The organism is Streptomyces sp. ISL-96 (genome assembly GCF_018614035.1).
Classification (GTDB): domain Bacteria; phylum Actinomycetota; class Actinomycetes; order Streptomycetales; family Streptomycetaceae; genus Streptomyces.
This window is the reverse complement of sequence record NZ_JAGGPA010000027.1, coordinates 52,714-65,580: the sequence shown is the minus strand read 5'-3', so window position 1 is coordinate 65,580 and position 12,867 is coordinate 52,714. Positions and strand designations below refer to the sequence as shown.

Genomic DNA, 12,867 nt, shown 5'->3' with positions numbered 1-12,867 from the left:
CCGTGTCCGGCGGACCCGGAATGTGAGTGCCTACGCATCGGCTCGGCGGCGCGCGCCAGCGACGCTTGGGAGGTCGAGAAGCGGGGAAAGCGCGTGTATTAGCCAGGCGCCCGTCTTCTGACGGTGAAATCAGGTATCGGAAACCTGAGCGATGGTTGTGTCGGGCAGTCTGACTGACCGCCCGACAGCAGGCGACGGCAAGAGTCCGGGGGCGTCGGCCAGCTCCACCAGGGAAATCGGGACCGAGCACTAACGGCAATCCGCACTCGCCGTTTCAAGACCCCCAGTTTACGATCGAAGCTGCTCGGTCGCCCCAGCCGAAGCGGGCCAGATTCGGGGTGTTGCAGCCCTTGGGCGCGAAGAACTCGTTCCCTGTCCAGTCGAAGGCGTCGAAGAGCGAGACGTCGAATCGGCACTGGCTGAGGGAGGAGATGACATCGTTCCAGTTCTGCGTCAGCAGAAATCCTCGATGCACATTACTCAAGTTCTTGTACCCGAACCCTGCCTCCAGGCACTTGATGTCACCTTGCTCGTCGGCATCTTCGAAGAAGCACACACGTGTGGGCAAGGAGTCAGGCGGCTGCGTGCAGACGGCTTCGAGCGCCACCAGGGACCTGTGCTCAGCGTCGGGATACATCCTGCCCACCTCCGCGAGCATCGCCTCGCGGTCGGTGAAAGCCCCCAGTGCCAGGGACGAGCCGTACGCCAGGCGCGTCATGGACAAGGGCCCCGTCGCTTCTGCCTTCATACGCTCAAGGTCCTCGACAACTTCTCCGTCGAGAACAACGGGAACGTCGGGCTTGAACTCACGCTTACGCCCGATGGGTACCGGCCGCGTGGACAACCCCTCGGCCTTTCCGGACGGGATCCTCTCCGGTTCCGCGCTCTTACGGTGTCCCTCGGTCTGTTCGCTTCCCAATCCTGCGTGCTGGTGCGACATTATCCACCATCTCCTTGTGGAAGTGCTGGCGCGCAACGGCGAAGCGTTCCACAGCAAGTTGGTTTCCCGGCTCGACAGTTACCCCTGGCGTCTGAAACTTCAGGACGTAGATCTTCCCGTCCATTTCCAGGCTAGCCCGTGCGGCCCAAGCCCGCCTGATGGGAACCCGCTGGCCAGCGGGTTCCCATCGCACCAAGCCTCGGAGCGGAACGCTGGAGCCTGTCCGGCAGATCAGAGTGGCCGGGACTTCGGGGAAGTCTCGCGCGGCGGTCGCCGGAGCGAGCGTGGCTGCATGGCGATCAACGAGAGATCGCCGTTTCATGGAAGGGGGAGCCTTTCGGCGGTGAACGGCTCCGGGAGTCCTTCCGCTGCCTCCGTCGTAGGTAACCCCCACCTGGATCAAGCCGGGGGGGTCACCAAGGAGTTCTGATGACACGCGATCTGCACACAGCCGTCTCCAACCAGCCAGATGAGCTCGCCGCTCTCGCCCAGGAACAAGCGGTCTTCCAAGGCCCCTCCGAAGGTGTGCAGGGCACACCGGCCCAAGGCACTCCCGACGGCCTGGAAGCGGTGGAGGGCTACCAGCGCCCGGAGTACGACAACATCCCGGCCGAGACGTGGACACCGCCGACCGCCCCGCTGCCGGACATCGGCGAAGCGTCCTACGGCCCCGCGCCCCACGCCGAGACCGTCCATGGACCGGACGATCGTGTCCAGATCGCGGACACGACGAACTACCCGTGGCGCGTGCACGCGTCCCTGCTCATCACCGCTGCCGACAACTCCCGCTGGATCGGCACCGGGTGGTTCATCGGCCCCCACACGCTGGCGACCGCCGGGCATGTGGTCTACATCAAGAACAGCGGCGTGGCTGGACGGGACGGCTGGGTCAAGAGCATCCAGGTCATGCCAGGCCGCAATGGCGCGACACTGCCCTTCGGCTCCGTCACCAGCACGAACTTCCGGACGGTGACCGGCTGGACGGGCTCCGGCGACGAGAACTTCGACTACGGCGCGATCATCATCCCCACCGAACTGGGCTCCACCACCGGTTGGTTCGGAATCGGGGTCTGGCCCGACGCCGACCTGCTAAAGACCACGGGCAACATCTCCGGATATCCCGGCGACCAGCCCACCGGCACCCAGTGGTACGCCGGCCGAGGCATCAGTTCGGTGAACCCGCTGAAGGTCTACTACGACATCGACACGGCTGGCGGACAAAGCGGCAGCGCCGTCTACCGTCTACACAACGGCGGCCGCTACGGGATCGCGGTCCACGCCTACGGCGGCGCGACCACCAACTCCGGAACCCGGATCACCAGAGCGGTGTACGACAACCTCGTGGCCTGGAAAGCATGACCTCGCCTCTTCCAGGTCGCCGGTCGCCCCGGCGGTGTGCACGATGACTCCACACAGCAGCGCCGCCCGCCGGCTGATCACCGGTGTCGTGCTTGACGAGGCCGGCGGGCCGGTGCCGGACGCACGTGTGTACCTGGCCGAAGGACCCGGGTCGATCCTCGATATCGCCGCCCTGACCGGTGAAGACGGTCGCTTCTCGTTCCCCGCCCAGGAGGAAGGCGTTTACACCGTCCAATGCCGGGCGCCCGACGACAGGGGCGCAGAAGCCTCGACCCGCGTCGGCGGCGGCGAACCCGCTTACGTGGAGCTCCGGCTGTTGTCCGGTCATGGACGGGATGGGTGAAGTGGAGTGCTGGGCTGCAGAGTTGCATCAGTGTTCGCACTGGTGGCGGGCTAGTTGCGCCGAGGGGATCTACGGTGGCGGATGCGGAACTCCATGCGGCCCTTTTGGCATCGGTGTGCCGGAAGAACGGCCTGCAGCTAGCCCGAACGCGTCCCGGTTGGACGCGATCGAGGGGCACCGGGTGGTCGGAACAGACCCCCGGATCAGGCAGAACCCGTACACCACGTCCCAGGACGTAACCCGTGCGGAAGGTGACCTTTCGGAATCCGCGCAGGGATCCTTTCCAAAGACGCCATTCCTTATGGTGGGTGCCTCATTGTTCGGTGCGTGACGGATCTCGTGAAGTCTTCGTCCAGGTCCGGTTCGAGGCCTTCGCAAACGAATTCGCGCCCCACCAGGTCCGGCGCCCGCACGGCGAATGCTCTGTGACCGGGCTGTGCACTTTCCTGCCACGGGTGGCAACGGTGATGTCCAGTTCGCACAACGCTTCACGGTGCAGCGTGCCACCCGGTGGCTCTGCCGCTGGGAGCACCTGATGTTTTCACATGGTTCGCACTGCAAAGGCGAGGAGTCCGTCACGCTCCAGGGCACCGAGGATGTGGCTGATTCCCGCGGTGAACCACTCGGCGACCGCGTGCAGATCGTCTGCGGCCTCGAAGGTCTCGCCAACGAAGTGCCAGGCATCGCCGACAGCAATACGTGCGAAAGCACAGGTGTCGTCACCTTCAATCTGAAGGACTTCCCAGCGGAACATCTCTCGCCCCGGGAAGCAGAGGCCGTGCATCCTGACGCGTCCGTCACCGCACAGATTGACCTTGATCCTCGCGTCGTCTACTCCCAGGTGCAGCAAATCGCCAACAGTCGGCTCAAGCCTCCCGCCACGGTCGCCGACATCCTCGATTGCGCCGCCCAGCTCGCTGCCGACACCGTACGCACCGGCCCGCCCGGCCTCGACATGCTGCTCACGGGCCGCCACCGCGTCCGACGCCAACTCGGCGACCCACACGACGGATGGGACGACGTCGCCGACCAGGTCCACGACCAGCTCCCGCCGCTGATGCGCGGCACTCACACCCTGAACGAGCTCCACGACCCCAAGCGCCTCACCCAGCTCGACAACGGCGCCCCTGAAGTCCTGCGCGCCGAGATCGCCCGGCTCACCGAGCAGGCCGAACAGCGTCGCAGCGCCCTGAGCGCACCGCAGTTGACCTGTGCGGTGTTCTGGCCGCAGCAGGAGTTCGCCGAGCTGCTCCGCCGCTGGCCTGCCTTCGCCGACGACTACGGCACCGACCACGTCCACCACCTGCGTGTGGTGGAGGAGCTGCTGCGTACCTACTCCGACCAGGGACAGCCGCGCCTGGTTACCGTCCGCGGTACGGTCGACGACTTCGCCGCCTACGCCCGCGACGAAGACCAGGACCCGCCGCCGAAGGTCTGCGTGCTTCCTTCACCGCCGACCTGGCAGCCCGAGGGCAAGCGAAGTCCTGGCCCCCGCCCCGCAACGGACCGTGCTGGTGCGAATCAGGCCGCAAGTACAAGAAATGTCACGGCACCCCAGCCCTCACCTGAACATCCCCTGCGGCACCCTGGCGCGAAGGGCACCCTCCCTCAGCCGCAGACGCGCTCGCCCTCACGGAGCGGCAGTGCGCGCTTCCGGTGGGATGGCAGAGTGAGTCCCGTGACCAGTGACGAACTGATGAGCGCCTTGGCCGGGCTACGGCGTGCTCAGATAGGTAGTCGCCGCGCCCCGCACAAGCCGCTGCTATTGCTGTGGCTGCTCGGGCGGTTCGGCACCTCGGGCAGTACCACAGTGACGTACGACGAGGCTGAGGAGCCCGTCAGCCGTCTGATCAACGACTTCGGGCCCACGGTGATGAGCCGGTCGAGGGCACGGGAGCGGGCTGCGATGCCCTTCGTACATCTCGAGCGCGAGCTGTGGGGCCTGCACGACCACGACGGCAACCCCATCGGGCCGGACGCCCCAGAGCGCGGGGGCTGGCTCCGTATGCGGGGAGCTCACGGCCAACTGCTTACCCCGGTCGAGAAGTTGCTGGCTGACTCGGGCACGCTCGCGGCGGCTGCCCGGCTCCTGCTGGAGCCACACTTCACGCCCGCGCTGGAGGCCGCCATCTGTGATGCCGTCGGCCTCGATCTGGCAGTCCTGGAGGACGCCGCCTGTCAGCCGACCACGAAGAAGCGCCGCAAGCGCCGGCCCGGGTTCGCCGAAGAAGTCCTGCACGCCTACGCGTACGCATGCGCCATGTGCGGCTACGACGGCGCGCTCGGCCGAAACCCTGTGGGGCTCGAGGCCGCCCATGTCCGATGGCACAGCCAGGACGGGCCGGACGAGATGCACAACGGCCTCGCGCTGTGCTCCCTGCACCACACGCTCTTCGACCTGGGCGTCATCGGCCTGATGCCGGACCTGCGAATCCAGGTCTCCCAGATGTACGTAGCCCGTAGCCAGGCGGGACAAACCATCGACGCCCTGCACAGACAGCCCCTGTCCACGCCCCAACCCGGACGACCCGCCGTCGACCCCGACTTCGTCGTCTGGCACGGGTCGCAGGTCTTCAAACGGCCTGGAGCACAGGCCGCTTAGTTCATCGGGTCCGGCAGCGCCCCGCATCGAGACGAGGGTGCATACTCCGTCTCGCCCGGGGGCTCCTCCATGTCGATGAGCTGCGTTTTTTGAGCGCCTGGACGGTCTCAGCGTCGTACAGTGTAGGGCTGTTGAAGCGTGCCGCGGTCAGGCGCGTACGTCCCGCTGCTGCACTTCCTTGAGTACGGCCGCCACGGCGACAAAGTCGTTGTCCACGTGGAGCACGGTGTGACCGTGGTGCATCGCTGTCGCGCACACCAGGAGATCGATTGCGCCGGCGGCGCGATGCTGCCCGCGTTGAGTGAGTTTGTACTGGGCGGTGTCGACCCAGCGCCACGCGTTCTTCGGGACTGGCGAGAGCTGACACAGGGCGTCCAACTCCTCAGCGAGCTCGTCCCGGTGAGCCGGACTGGTGGCCGAGTAGAGGAACTCCGCCCTCGTGGGCTCACAGACATGGAACACGCCGGCGGCGATATGCCCTTCCCATGGCCGCAAGGCTCCCGGCGTACGGAACAGGTGCCACAGAGCCGACGTGTCGAGGAGATACGTGATCACTCGAAGGCCGCCCGCCGCGCGCGCTTTGCAGCGTCATGCGCGGCCGCCGCAGCCTCGAACTCACCCCGCTCGCCCCGTGCGGCCAGCTTCTCGGCCGCCTCAAGCCTCTTGATACGGGCAACGTAGTCCCGCAGGGCAGCGTTGACGGTCTCCTTCTTCGTGGACGCGCCCATCAGGCGCATCGCCTCAGTCAGCGCCTCGTCGTCGAGGTCAATCTGGGTAACGGACATACCGACCACCCCATCCACGAGTCCATGACGTACATATTCAAGGTACATCACCAACATTCGCCCAGCGGCACCCTTCGAGCAAGATCGACGCACGCACGAGATCGCCGGACGAAGTCGAGACCCGCAGGCTCCGCCCACCGCGGGCGACAAGTCGCTCGTTCGCGATCACATTTCATGCCATAAGCGACCTAGGAGGCATGGTTGACATTTCGGGCGCTCCGCGTCCACTGCATGTCCACTGGATCTTGATCCGGGGCTACAGCGAGGGCCGCGAAGGCTTGCGCGGTGGCTCCCGTCCTTACGTTTCCCCAGGTAGAAACGATTCTGCGCGACCACTCCGTGGTGGGGCGGGTGGGACTCGAACCCACGGCCGACGGATTATGAGTCCCCTGTCGGGGGGCTCCCCCTCGTGTCGGCTGATGTCACCCCATGTTAGCCACTGCCGGAACGTGCTGGTCACGGGCCGGATTCCCTCCGCGCCGTTCCCCCGCTCCTGTCGGCTCGTGTCGCCTCGGGTCACCCCGTTATGGAGCGTTCGGGCGAGCATCGGGCGAGCAGAGACCTCCTGCCACCTGCGGGAACACCACCCGTCGGTGACGTCCACGAGCCTACTCGCCCGGGGGCGCGGGCGAGCCTTCCGGCCCATCTTCGGACCCGTCCTCGGGCTCGTCCTCGGGCGGCTCCGGCACCTCCTCCAGGGGCGGGTCCAGCGGCTTCCGAGCCCTGGGCACCAGCCCGGCCGCGCGCTCCGCGATCTCCTGGTCGACCTGCTGGAGCAGCGACGTGTACGTATCGCCGGCGAGCTGAATGGAGGAGTGCCGTAGCGTCTCCTTCACCGCGTGGAGGTCGCCGCCGCCGCCGTGGATGAGGGTGGCCGCGCAGTGGCGAAGGTCCCGGAGGTTGATCGACGGTAGGCCGGCCTTCCGGCAGATCCGCCGGAACTCCTCGCTCACCTTCTCCGGGTGCAGCCATGACCCGTCGACGTCCACGAACTCCTTGCCCGTGTCGACCCAGTCCTGGGTGTCCTTGCCGTCCGAGCGGTCCTTCGCGGCCTGCTCGTTCCAGGCCGCCCGCTCCGCGGCCTTCCGGATGCGGTGCTCCCGGAGCACGGACACGTTGAGGGAGTCCAGGGCGATCGTCGCGGCCGACCCGTCGGTCTTCGGGTCGTCCTCGAACACCTGCCAGTTGTCGACCACGATCTCCTTGGAGATGGTGATGGACCCGTTCTCCAGGTCCACGTTTCGCTCGTCCTGGCCCACACCCTCGCCGCGGCGGAGGCCTCGGAACGCGATCAGGTGGAAGAACGCGTAAAGCCGGGACTCCTCGGCGGCGTCGAGGAATTCCCCGATCTGGGTCGGCGTCCACACCATGACGGCGCTCGGCTTCTCGCCGGTCTTCCGCCAGTGCTCGACGTGCCGGTCCGTCCACAGGACGGCTTTCGGCCGCTTGCCGGACTCCAGCTCCACCCAGGCCGCCGGGTTGAACGTGATGTACTGCCGGCGGATCGCGGCGTTGAGCGCGGTCCGCAGCGTGGCCCGGATGCGCTGCTTGGTCGCCGGCCCCGTGATGAGCCGGTATGGCGGCATCGCGGCCAGCTTCTCCCGCTCGACCGCCAGGCGCGCGGACTCCGCGGCCGGCGGTCGGCACGCCTTGCCCCACCGGCAGCGCGCCTCCTGCTCCCGGCGAGCGGCGTTCTCGGCCGCGATCACCTCGTTCTGCTCGGTGATCCCGTCGAAGAAGGCTTGTGCCTGGGCGACGTTGAAGCGGTCCAGGCGGTAGCGCCCCACCCCTGGGATCAGGTGCACGCGGATGTGGGACCGGTACCCGGCCGTGGTGGTGCGCTTCGTCTTCTTGGACTCCACCCAGGTCTCCAGCCACTCCCCGACGGTCAGGGAGACGTCCATGGGCACGCCGCCGGCGAGGCGCCGTTTCACGTCAGCGGTGTCCGGGATCGGCTCCCGGTCCCGCATCACGGCGGCCAGGAGGTCGCCCACCCGCCGCGCGGCGTCCTCGTCGTCCTCCGCAAGGTCGAGGATCGCGCGGATGCGGTCCAGGTCGGTCTGGGCGTCCTTCACCGTCGCGTACCCGGTACGCCGGAACGTGCGCCGCGTCCCCTTCTCGTCCGGCGGTAGCTCTTGGCGCAACTGGTGGTTGCCGTGCGCCCTCTTGGTCAGCTGCGGGCACTGCACCCCCAGCCGCTTGCCGCCCTCGTCGCGGCACTCACACCGCTTCGTAATGCCACCGGCACGCCGTGCTCCAGGCATGGCTATCCCTCCGTAGGACCAGGGCGCGCCCCGCGCCCGTACGTGGCGGGCCGTCCCCGCCTGGACGCTTAGGCCGGTCGGTCCAGCCCAGGGAGCGGCGGGAGCACCAGGCCGCGGCCGGCGATCTCGTCGCGCAGCTCGTGGAGTTCGCGGGTCAGCTCCTCCGCGACCTCCCGGGCCGCGCCCGCCTCCGGGCCCCCCGGCTCCCCCTGCCACCGGTAGTCCCCGATGGCCTGTTCCCAGATCTGCTTGTAGAGCCGGCGGATCTGGGATTCCAGCCGCCGGTGCTTGCGGAGCAGGGTCAGGGCCCACTCCTCGGCGGCCGGTTCACCGTTCCACCAGTCGGCGGCCTCCAGCGGAGAGGCCGTCTTGCCGGGCAGGTGCTCGACCTCGGCCTCGTACCCGACCGGGAAGACCAGCGCGGTCGGCGGTACCTCGAGCGCAGCGGCGAGGATCAGCACCTCCGCGACGGTGACGTTGCCTCGCCGGCCGTTCTCGATGTTGGAGATGACCGTCCGGGGCAGGTTGCCGCCCAGCCGCTCGCACGCGTCCGCGAGCTGCTGCGCGCTCAGGCGCCGCGCCTGGCGGTGCCGTCGCACCTCCTGCGCCACGGTCTTGCTGACTCGGGCCGACCACTCAAGTTGCTCCACGATGACCCAAAGTACAGACGCTGTTGTGCCGTATCAACCCATGACGTACAGTGCGCCTCCAGGACCCAATGCCGCCCCGATTTAGACCAGGAGTTGCGCCAATATGACCCAGCAACCCACCGCCGCAGTCCAGGGGATGACGACACGCGACCTCCTGGACCTCCCCCCGACCACCGACCTGGAGACCGCCGGCCGCGCCTTCGGGATTGGACGCACCACCGCCTATGCCCTCGCCCGCAGCGACGAGTTCCCGTGCCGCGTCATCCGCACCGGGCGCCTGTTCCGCGTCGTGACGGCCGACATGCTCCGCGTTCTCCAGGTCCCCCTGCCGGAGAGCGCCGCCGCGCCCGCCGCCTAACCCCCACGCGGCGGGCAGACCGATGCCCCGGCACCCACCCCCGGTGCCGGGGCATCGCCATTGCGAGGGCGGCGGCAGACCGTACGTTCCGTGCGGCTCTGCTCCGTAGAGGAGCCGTTCAGGCAGCGGGGGCTGACACGGCAGCGTGCAGTTCGCGCACCCCGGCAGCCCGGAGGTGCTGCTGCGCCAGCTCGGTGACGATACGTCGGATTGCGGGGCGGTCCCTCACCTCGCCGGGGCTGGCACGGTGGGCGTCGAGCAGTGCGCGGGCGGTCTGCTCAGGGCGGCCCCATGCCCACCAGGCGCGGGCCATGTCGGTGCCCAGCCGCGCCTTACGCTCAGCCGTCGGGAAATGCTCGGGGCGGAGGTTTCGCCCCGCTTCCAGGGCGGCGCCCGCGTCGCCGAGCGCCCAGTGCACGCCGACGGTGTAAAGGTCGACGGCGGCCGGGCTGAGGGGGAAGAGGCGTCCAGCAGGTGCGAGGAGTGGCAGCCGGCGGGCGGCGCGCCGGGCTTCCTCGGCCATGGCCAGGGCCTCGGTGCGCTGCCCTCCCCGGGCGGCGGTGTAGGCCAGGGTGCACAGCATCTGCGCGTAGGCCGACGATGCCGCCTCGGTACGTAGCCCCGTGGCCTCCACCCGGGCCGCCGCCGACTCCATGAGGCGCTGCGCCTCCTCGCCACGGTCTTGGTGACGGAGCACGATCGCAAGTTCCCGAGAGGCGGCGGCTGCGGCGAGCGGGGAGCCGGACACCTCGGCCCAGGTGCGGGCGCGGTCGGCGGTGAGGCGGGCCTGCTCGTACGAGCCGATCTTGATCAATAGGGCGGCACTCAGGCTGTAAGCGGATGAGAGCCGCGCCTGGTCGAGTTCACGGCGCGAGGAGGCGGCGGCGTGCCCGTCGGCGATGAGGCCCGGAAGCAGGGCGAGGAGCTGGGTGTGGGCGCCCTTGTCGTACAGCTCACGGGCCGCGGCCATGCGGGGGTCGAGCGCGCCCCTGCCGGTGGGGGCCGGCGTGTCGGCCAGGGCCCGGTCCATGCCGAGCAGCATGGCGGCCGGAACGGTCGCCGTGGCGGCAAGCAGCGAGCGGCGGCGCATCGGGTCCTCCTCGGCGTGCGGACTGGCCGACACTCTAGTGGCGGCCGGTGCCGTTGGGGCCGGGGGCGCCAGGGAACTCACCAGGACGTGTTGGGGGATGCCTACCGTAGAGGCCGCCCGGTGAATCAGCGTCAGGTCGGTGATGTGGCTGCGTCGCTCCATCCGTGAGACCGTCGCGGCCGAGCACCCCAGGTGCCCACCGAGGTCGGCAAGCGTCCACCCTCGGTGCTCGCGGCCCAGGCGGATGAGCCCTCCGGGATGACGCCGCGCGACTAACTCTTTGGCCTTCGAGCTGTTCCAGAGCGGGTCACCGGGCACGGGTCCCTCCCTGCTGCACGACCGGGGGCCACCCACGGTATGGGCGCAGGAACAAGGGTGTCGAGACCGCTTGCACATCCTGCAAACGCCTTGCACAAGAAGAGAGTTGATCTCCATCAAGGTGCGGGGTGCGGTGTTCTCGATGCATCGCCCCGAACTCGCGGGGCACCGTCCATCGGAGGCACCATGGCAACCGCAGCCGCAACCCCCCTCGTCACCGACCCGGTGACCGGCCCGGCCCGCTCCCCCCGCGACATCGTGCCGGCCGACCTCTGGGAGAAGCAGGTCGGACTCCTGATGCGCGACTACCCGTACGACTCGGTCATGGCCACCCGTGTCCTCGGCCAGGGCTACGCCTACCTGCTCACCGCGATGAGCCACCGGGGCGAGGGCCTGGGGCTTGCCCCGAGCAAGATCGTGGACATCGGCGTCCACACGATCATCCTCGACACCGTCGCCTACGCCGAGCTGTGCGACAAGTTCAACGGCGGGCACTTCCTGCACCACGTGCCCCTGGTCGAGATGAAGGACGACGGGTCGGTGATGAAGACCGCCCACATCGTTGCCTGCAACGGCTGGGACGTCGATCTGTCGCTGTGGGAGGACGCTGCCGAGTGCGGCCCGTGCCACCCCGGCAACGACTCCCACTGACCTCCCCGCAAGACCCTCGGGGGCCCGGACTCGCCGTCCGGGCCCCCGAGGCACGCCCGGGTGACATTCCCCCGAACAAGCCACACGACCGGGGCCCTGCCGCCAAGATGGCCGGGTGACGACGACAGACCTCTGGCACCAGTACGGCCGCGTCCGCGCCAAGCACGATCGCGCTGTGCCTGACACCTTCCTCTGGAACTGGGGCCAGGACGGCGGACCAGGCCCGGAAGTCCTCGGCGACATCACCGGCAAGACCCTGGCCGACCTCGGCGCCGGCGCCGCCCGTCATGCCGCCCACCTGGCAGTCCACCACACCCCCGCCCGGATCGACGCCGTGGACGCCTCCCCGGCCCAGCACGCCATGGCCGCCGACCTCTACGGCCCGCTCGCCCCGCGCCTCCGACTCGTCCACCACGACGTCGTCCCCCACTTGAGCACCGCGCCCAGCGCCTATGACGTGCTGTACAGCGTGTTCGGTGCGGTGGACTTCACCGACCCCCGCGAACTCCTGCCGGCCGCGGCCGTCGCGCTCAGCCCCGGCGGGCTCCTCGTCTTCTCCACCCTGGCGCACTACCTCTCCGGGGCCTCCGCGCAGCCGGACGTGACGCCGGCCGACGTCCCGGCGAAGACCCCGGACGGCGAGACCGCCACCATGCGCCGGTGGGTGCTGCAAGAGCACGTGTGGATCAAGGTCTTGGACGAGGCCGGATTCACCCGGATCCACGTAGAGGAGCTGCCCGCCGGCGAGGGTCCGCGGGCAGCCGCCACCTTGCTGGTCACCGCCGAGCGTCCCGCTGGCTGACATCGCTGATCGTCACGGGAGTGAGAGCTACCAGTAGACACACCACTGCCCCGGCACCAGTCACCTGGTCGCTGGGGCAGTGGTGTGTCCGGGCCTGGGTCAGCCCAGGTCCAGCCGCTCCAGGAGCCGCTGAACCCGAGCGTCGAGGACCTTCTCCGCCTCCGGGGTGATCGTGGACAGGGCGACCATGGCGGTCACGATGACGTCGCTCAGCTCCTTCTCGACGTCCTCCCACGTGTGGCTGCTGCCCTTACGCGGGTTGGCGCCGAGCGCGCCCGTGATGGCCTCGGCGGCCTCGCCCACCTCTTCGCTGATCTTGAGGACCCTCAGCAGTCGGACGTCACCGGCCGCGGCCTGGTCCTCGCTGTCGAGCCAGCCCCGCAGCTTGTGCACGCCGTCCCACGTGCTCCCGTTCCCGTCCATGCGCTTCTCCTCGTCGTTCTACAGGGGTTGTACTCAGGTCGAGCTACCGCAGCCACACGGCCACGCAGAGCGCGGCCACGAGCGCGGTCAGGACCGCTACTTGGGCCACGGCCGCCCAGGCGAGCGCCGGGTGCGAGCGCCGGATACGCCGCAACGCAGCCCACCCGGTGTGGCCGTCGGCCTGGGCGCGGAACCCGAACGCGCTGATGCTGACCGCTACGTACTGCGCGGGGCGAGGTTCCGCCCCGTCCGCCTTGAAGGCGTCCATCACAGGTCTCCTCA

Annotated in this window: 15 protein-coding genes; 7 read left to right on the top strand and 8 right to left on the bottom strand. The window is 68.8% G+C overall.

Annotation, left to right across the window (positions count from 1 at the left end; all coding sequences use genetic code 11):
- Positions 1 to 274 precede the first annotated feature (274 nt).
- Complete coding sequence (locus J7E96_RS19635) at positions 275 to 940, bottom strand: hypothetical protein (RefSeq protein ID WP_215132953.1); 666 nt, start codon at positions 938 to 940, stop codon at positions 275 to 277.
- Positions 941 to 1,369: 429 nt separating this feature from the next.
- Here J7E96_RS19635 and J7E96_RS19630 point away from each other — a divergent pair, with 429 nt between their 5' ends.
- The 4 genes from J7E96_RS19630 to J7E96_RS38850 all read left to right on the top strand — a co-directional run bounded on the left by J7E96_RS19630 (position 1,370) and on the right by J7E96_RS38850 (position 5,244).
- On the top strand, positions 1,370 to 2,299 hold the full coding sequence (locus tag J7E96_RS19630) for a serine protease (protein WP_215132952.1): 930 nt from the start codon (positions 1,370 to 1,372) through the stop codon (positions 2,297 to 2,299).
- Between the two features lie 43 nt (positions 2,300 to 2,342).
- Positions 2,343 to 2,642 (top strand): carboxypeptidase-like regulatory domain-containing protein, encoded by a 300-nt coding sequence (locus J7E96_RS19625; RefSeq protein ID WP_215132951.1) that lies wholly within the window; start codon positions 2,343 to 2,345, stop codon positions 2,640 to 2,642.
- A gap of 1,209 nt (positions 2,643 to 3,851) precedes the next feature.
- Complete coding sequence (locus J7E96_RS38855; RefSeq protein WP_215133021.1) at positions 3,852 to 4,211, top strand: SEC-C domain-containing protein; 360 nt, start codon at positions 3,852 to 3,854, stop codon at positions 4,209 to 4,211.
- A 109-nt stretch (positions 4,212 to 4,320) separates the two neighbouring features.
- Positions 4,321 to 5,244 carry a phosphorothioated DNA-binding restriction endonuclease gene (locus J7E96_RS38850; protein ID WP_374196698.1) on the top strand — a complete coding sequence of 308 codons (924 nt, stop codon included), beginning with the start codon at positions 4,321 to 4,323 and terminating at the stop codon, positions 5,242 to 5,244.
- A 147-nt stretch (positions 5,245 to 5,391) separates the two neighbouring features.
- On the opposite strand, the gene J7E96_RS19610 is transcribed toward J7E96_RS38850, so the two are convergent.
- From J7E96_RS19610 to J7E96_RS19595, 4 genes are all read right to left on the bottom strand, one after another.
- On the bottom strand, positions 5,392 to 5,799 hold the full coding sequence (locus J7E96_RS19610; protein WP_215132950.1) for a PIN domain nuclease: 408 nt from the start codon (positions 5,797 to 5,799) through the stop codon (positions 5,392 to 5,394).
- Positions 5,796 to 6,029, bottom strand: a complete 234-nt coding sequence (locus J7E96_RS19605) for a type II toxin-antitoxin system VapB family antitoxin (RefSeq protein WP_215132949.1) — start codon at positions 6,027 to 6,029, stop codon at positions 5,796 to 5,798. Before J7E96_RS19605 ends, J7E96_RS19610 begins: the two co-directional genes overlap by 4 nt.
- A 608-nt stretch (positions 6,030 to 6,637) precedes the next feature.
- Positions 6,638 to 8,293, bottom strand: a complete 1,656-nt coding sequence (gene xerC / locus J7E96_RS19600) for a tyrosine recombinase XerC (protein ID WP_215132948.1) — start codon at positions 8,291 to 8,293, stop codon at positions 6,638 to 6,640.
- 68 nt (positions 8,294 to 8,361) lie between these two features.
- Positions 8,362 to 8,943, bottom strand: a complete 582-nt coding sequence (locus J7E96_RS19595; RefSeq protein ID WP_215132947.1) for a helix-turn-helix domain-containing protein — start codon at positions 8,941 to 8,943, stop codon at positions 8,362 to 8,364.
- A gap of 103 nt (positions 8,944 to 9,046) precedes the next feature.
- Between J7E96_RS19595 and J7E96_RS19590 the strand changes: the two genes are divergently transcribed.
- Positions 9,047 to 9,301: a DNA-binding protein gene (locus J7E96_RS19590; RefSeq protein WP_215132946.1), complete on the top strand. Its 255-nt coding sequence runs from the start codon at positions 9,047 to 9,049 to the stop codon at positions 9,299 to 9,301.
- 118 nt (positions 9,302 to 9,419) lie between these two features.
- On the opposite strand, the gene J7E96_RS19585 is transcribed toward J7E96_RS19590, so the two are convergent.
- Positions 9,420 to 10,709, bottom strand: a complete 1,290-nt coding sequence (locus J7E96_RS19585; RefSeq protein WP_308296040.1) for a helix-turn-helix transcriptional regulator — start codon at positions 10,707 to 10,709, stop codon at positions 9,420 to 9,422.
- 186 nt (positions 10,710 to 10,895) lie between these two features.
- Between J7E96_RS19585 and J7E96_RS19580 the strand changes: the two genes are divergently transcribed.
- Both J7E96_RS19580 and J7E96_RS19575 read left to right on the top strand, forming a co-directional pair.
- Positions 10,896 to 11,360, top strand: coding sequence for a hypothetical protein (locus J7E96_RS19580; protein ID WP_215132944.1), 465 nt, complete (start codon positions 10,896 to 10,898; stop codon positions 11,358 to 11,360).
- 115 nt (positions 11,361 to 11,475) lie between these two features.
- The gene (locus J7E96_RS19575) at positions 11,476 to 12,162 is read left to right on the top strand and encodes a class I SAM-dependent methyltransferase (protein ID WP_215132943.1); all 687 of its coding nucleotides are present in this window, start codon (positions 11,476 to 11,478) and stop codon (positions 12,160 to 12,162) included.
- A gap of 99 nt (positions 12,163 to 12,261) precedes the next feature.
- On the opposite strand, the gene J7E96_RS19570 is transcribed toward J7E96_RS19575, so the two are convergent.
- Both J7E96_RS19570 and J7E96_RS19565 read right to left on the bottom strand, forming a co-directional pair.
- Positions 12,262 to 12,585 carry a MazG-like family protein gene (locus J7E96_RS19570; RefSeq protein ID WP_215132942.1) on the bottom strand — a complete coding sequence of 108 codons (324 nt, stop codon included), beginning with the start codon at positions 12,583 to 12,585 and terminating at the stop codon, positions 12,262 to 12,264.
- A gap of 43 nt (positions 12,586 to 12,628) precedes the next feature.
- Positions 12,629 to 12,853, bottom strand: a complete 225-nt coding sequence (locus J7E96_RS19565) for a hypothetical protein (protein ID WP_215132941.1) — start codon at positions 12,851 to 12,853, stop codon at positions 12,629 to 12,631.
- Positions 12,854 to 12,867: the final 14 nt, after the last annotated feature.

Excerpts from the sequence above, each read along its gene's own strand:
- J7E96_RS19635 (WP_215132953.1), bottom strand. The coding sequence starts at position 940 with ATGTCGCACCAGCACGCAGGATTGGGAAGCGAACAGACCGAGGGACAC.
- J7E96_RS19630 (WP_215132952.1), top strand. The coding sequence starts at position 1,370 with ATGACACGCGATCTGCACACAGCCGTCTCCAACCAGCCAGATGAGCTC.
- J7E96_RS19625 (WP_215132951.1), top strand. The coding sequence starts at position 2,343 with ATGACTCCACACAGCAGCGCCGCCCGCCGGCTGATCACCGGTGTCGTG.
- J7E96_RS19605 (WP_215132949.1), bottom strand. The coding sequence starts at position 6,029 with ATGTCCGTTACCCAGATTGACCTCGACGACGAGGCGCTGACTGAGGCG.
- xerC (WP_215132948.1), bottom strand. The coding sequence starts at position 8,293 with ATGCCTGGAGCACGGCGTGCCGGTGGCATTACGAAGCGGTGTGAGTGC.
- J7E96_RS19590 (WP_215132946.1), top strand. The coding sequence starts at position 9,047 with ATGACCCAGCAACCCACCGCCGCAGTCCAGGGGATGACGACACGCGAC.
- J7E96_RS19580 (WP_215132944.1), top strand. The coding sequence starts at position 10,896 with ATGGCAACCGCAGCCGCAACCCCCCTCGTCACCGACCCGGTGACCGGC.
- J7E96_RS19570 (WP_215132942.1), bottom strand. The coding sequence starts at position 12,585 with ATGGACGGGAACGGGAGCACGTGGGACGGCGTGCACAAGCTGCGGGGC.
- J7E96_RS19565 (WP_215132941.1), bottom strand. The coding sequence starts at position 12,853 with ATGGACGCCTTCAAGGCGGACGGGGCGGAACCTCGCCCCGCGCAGTAC.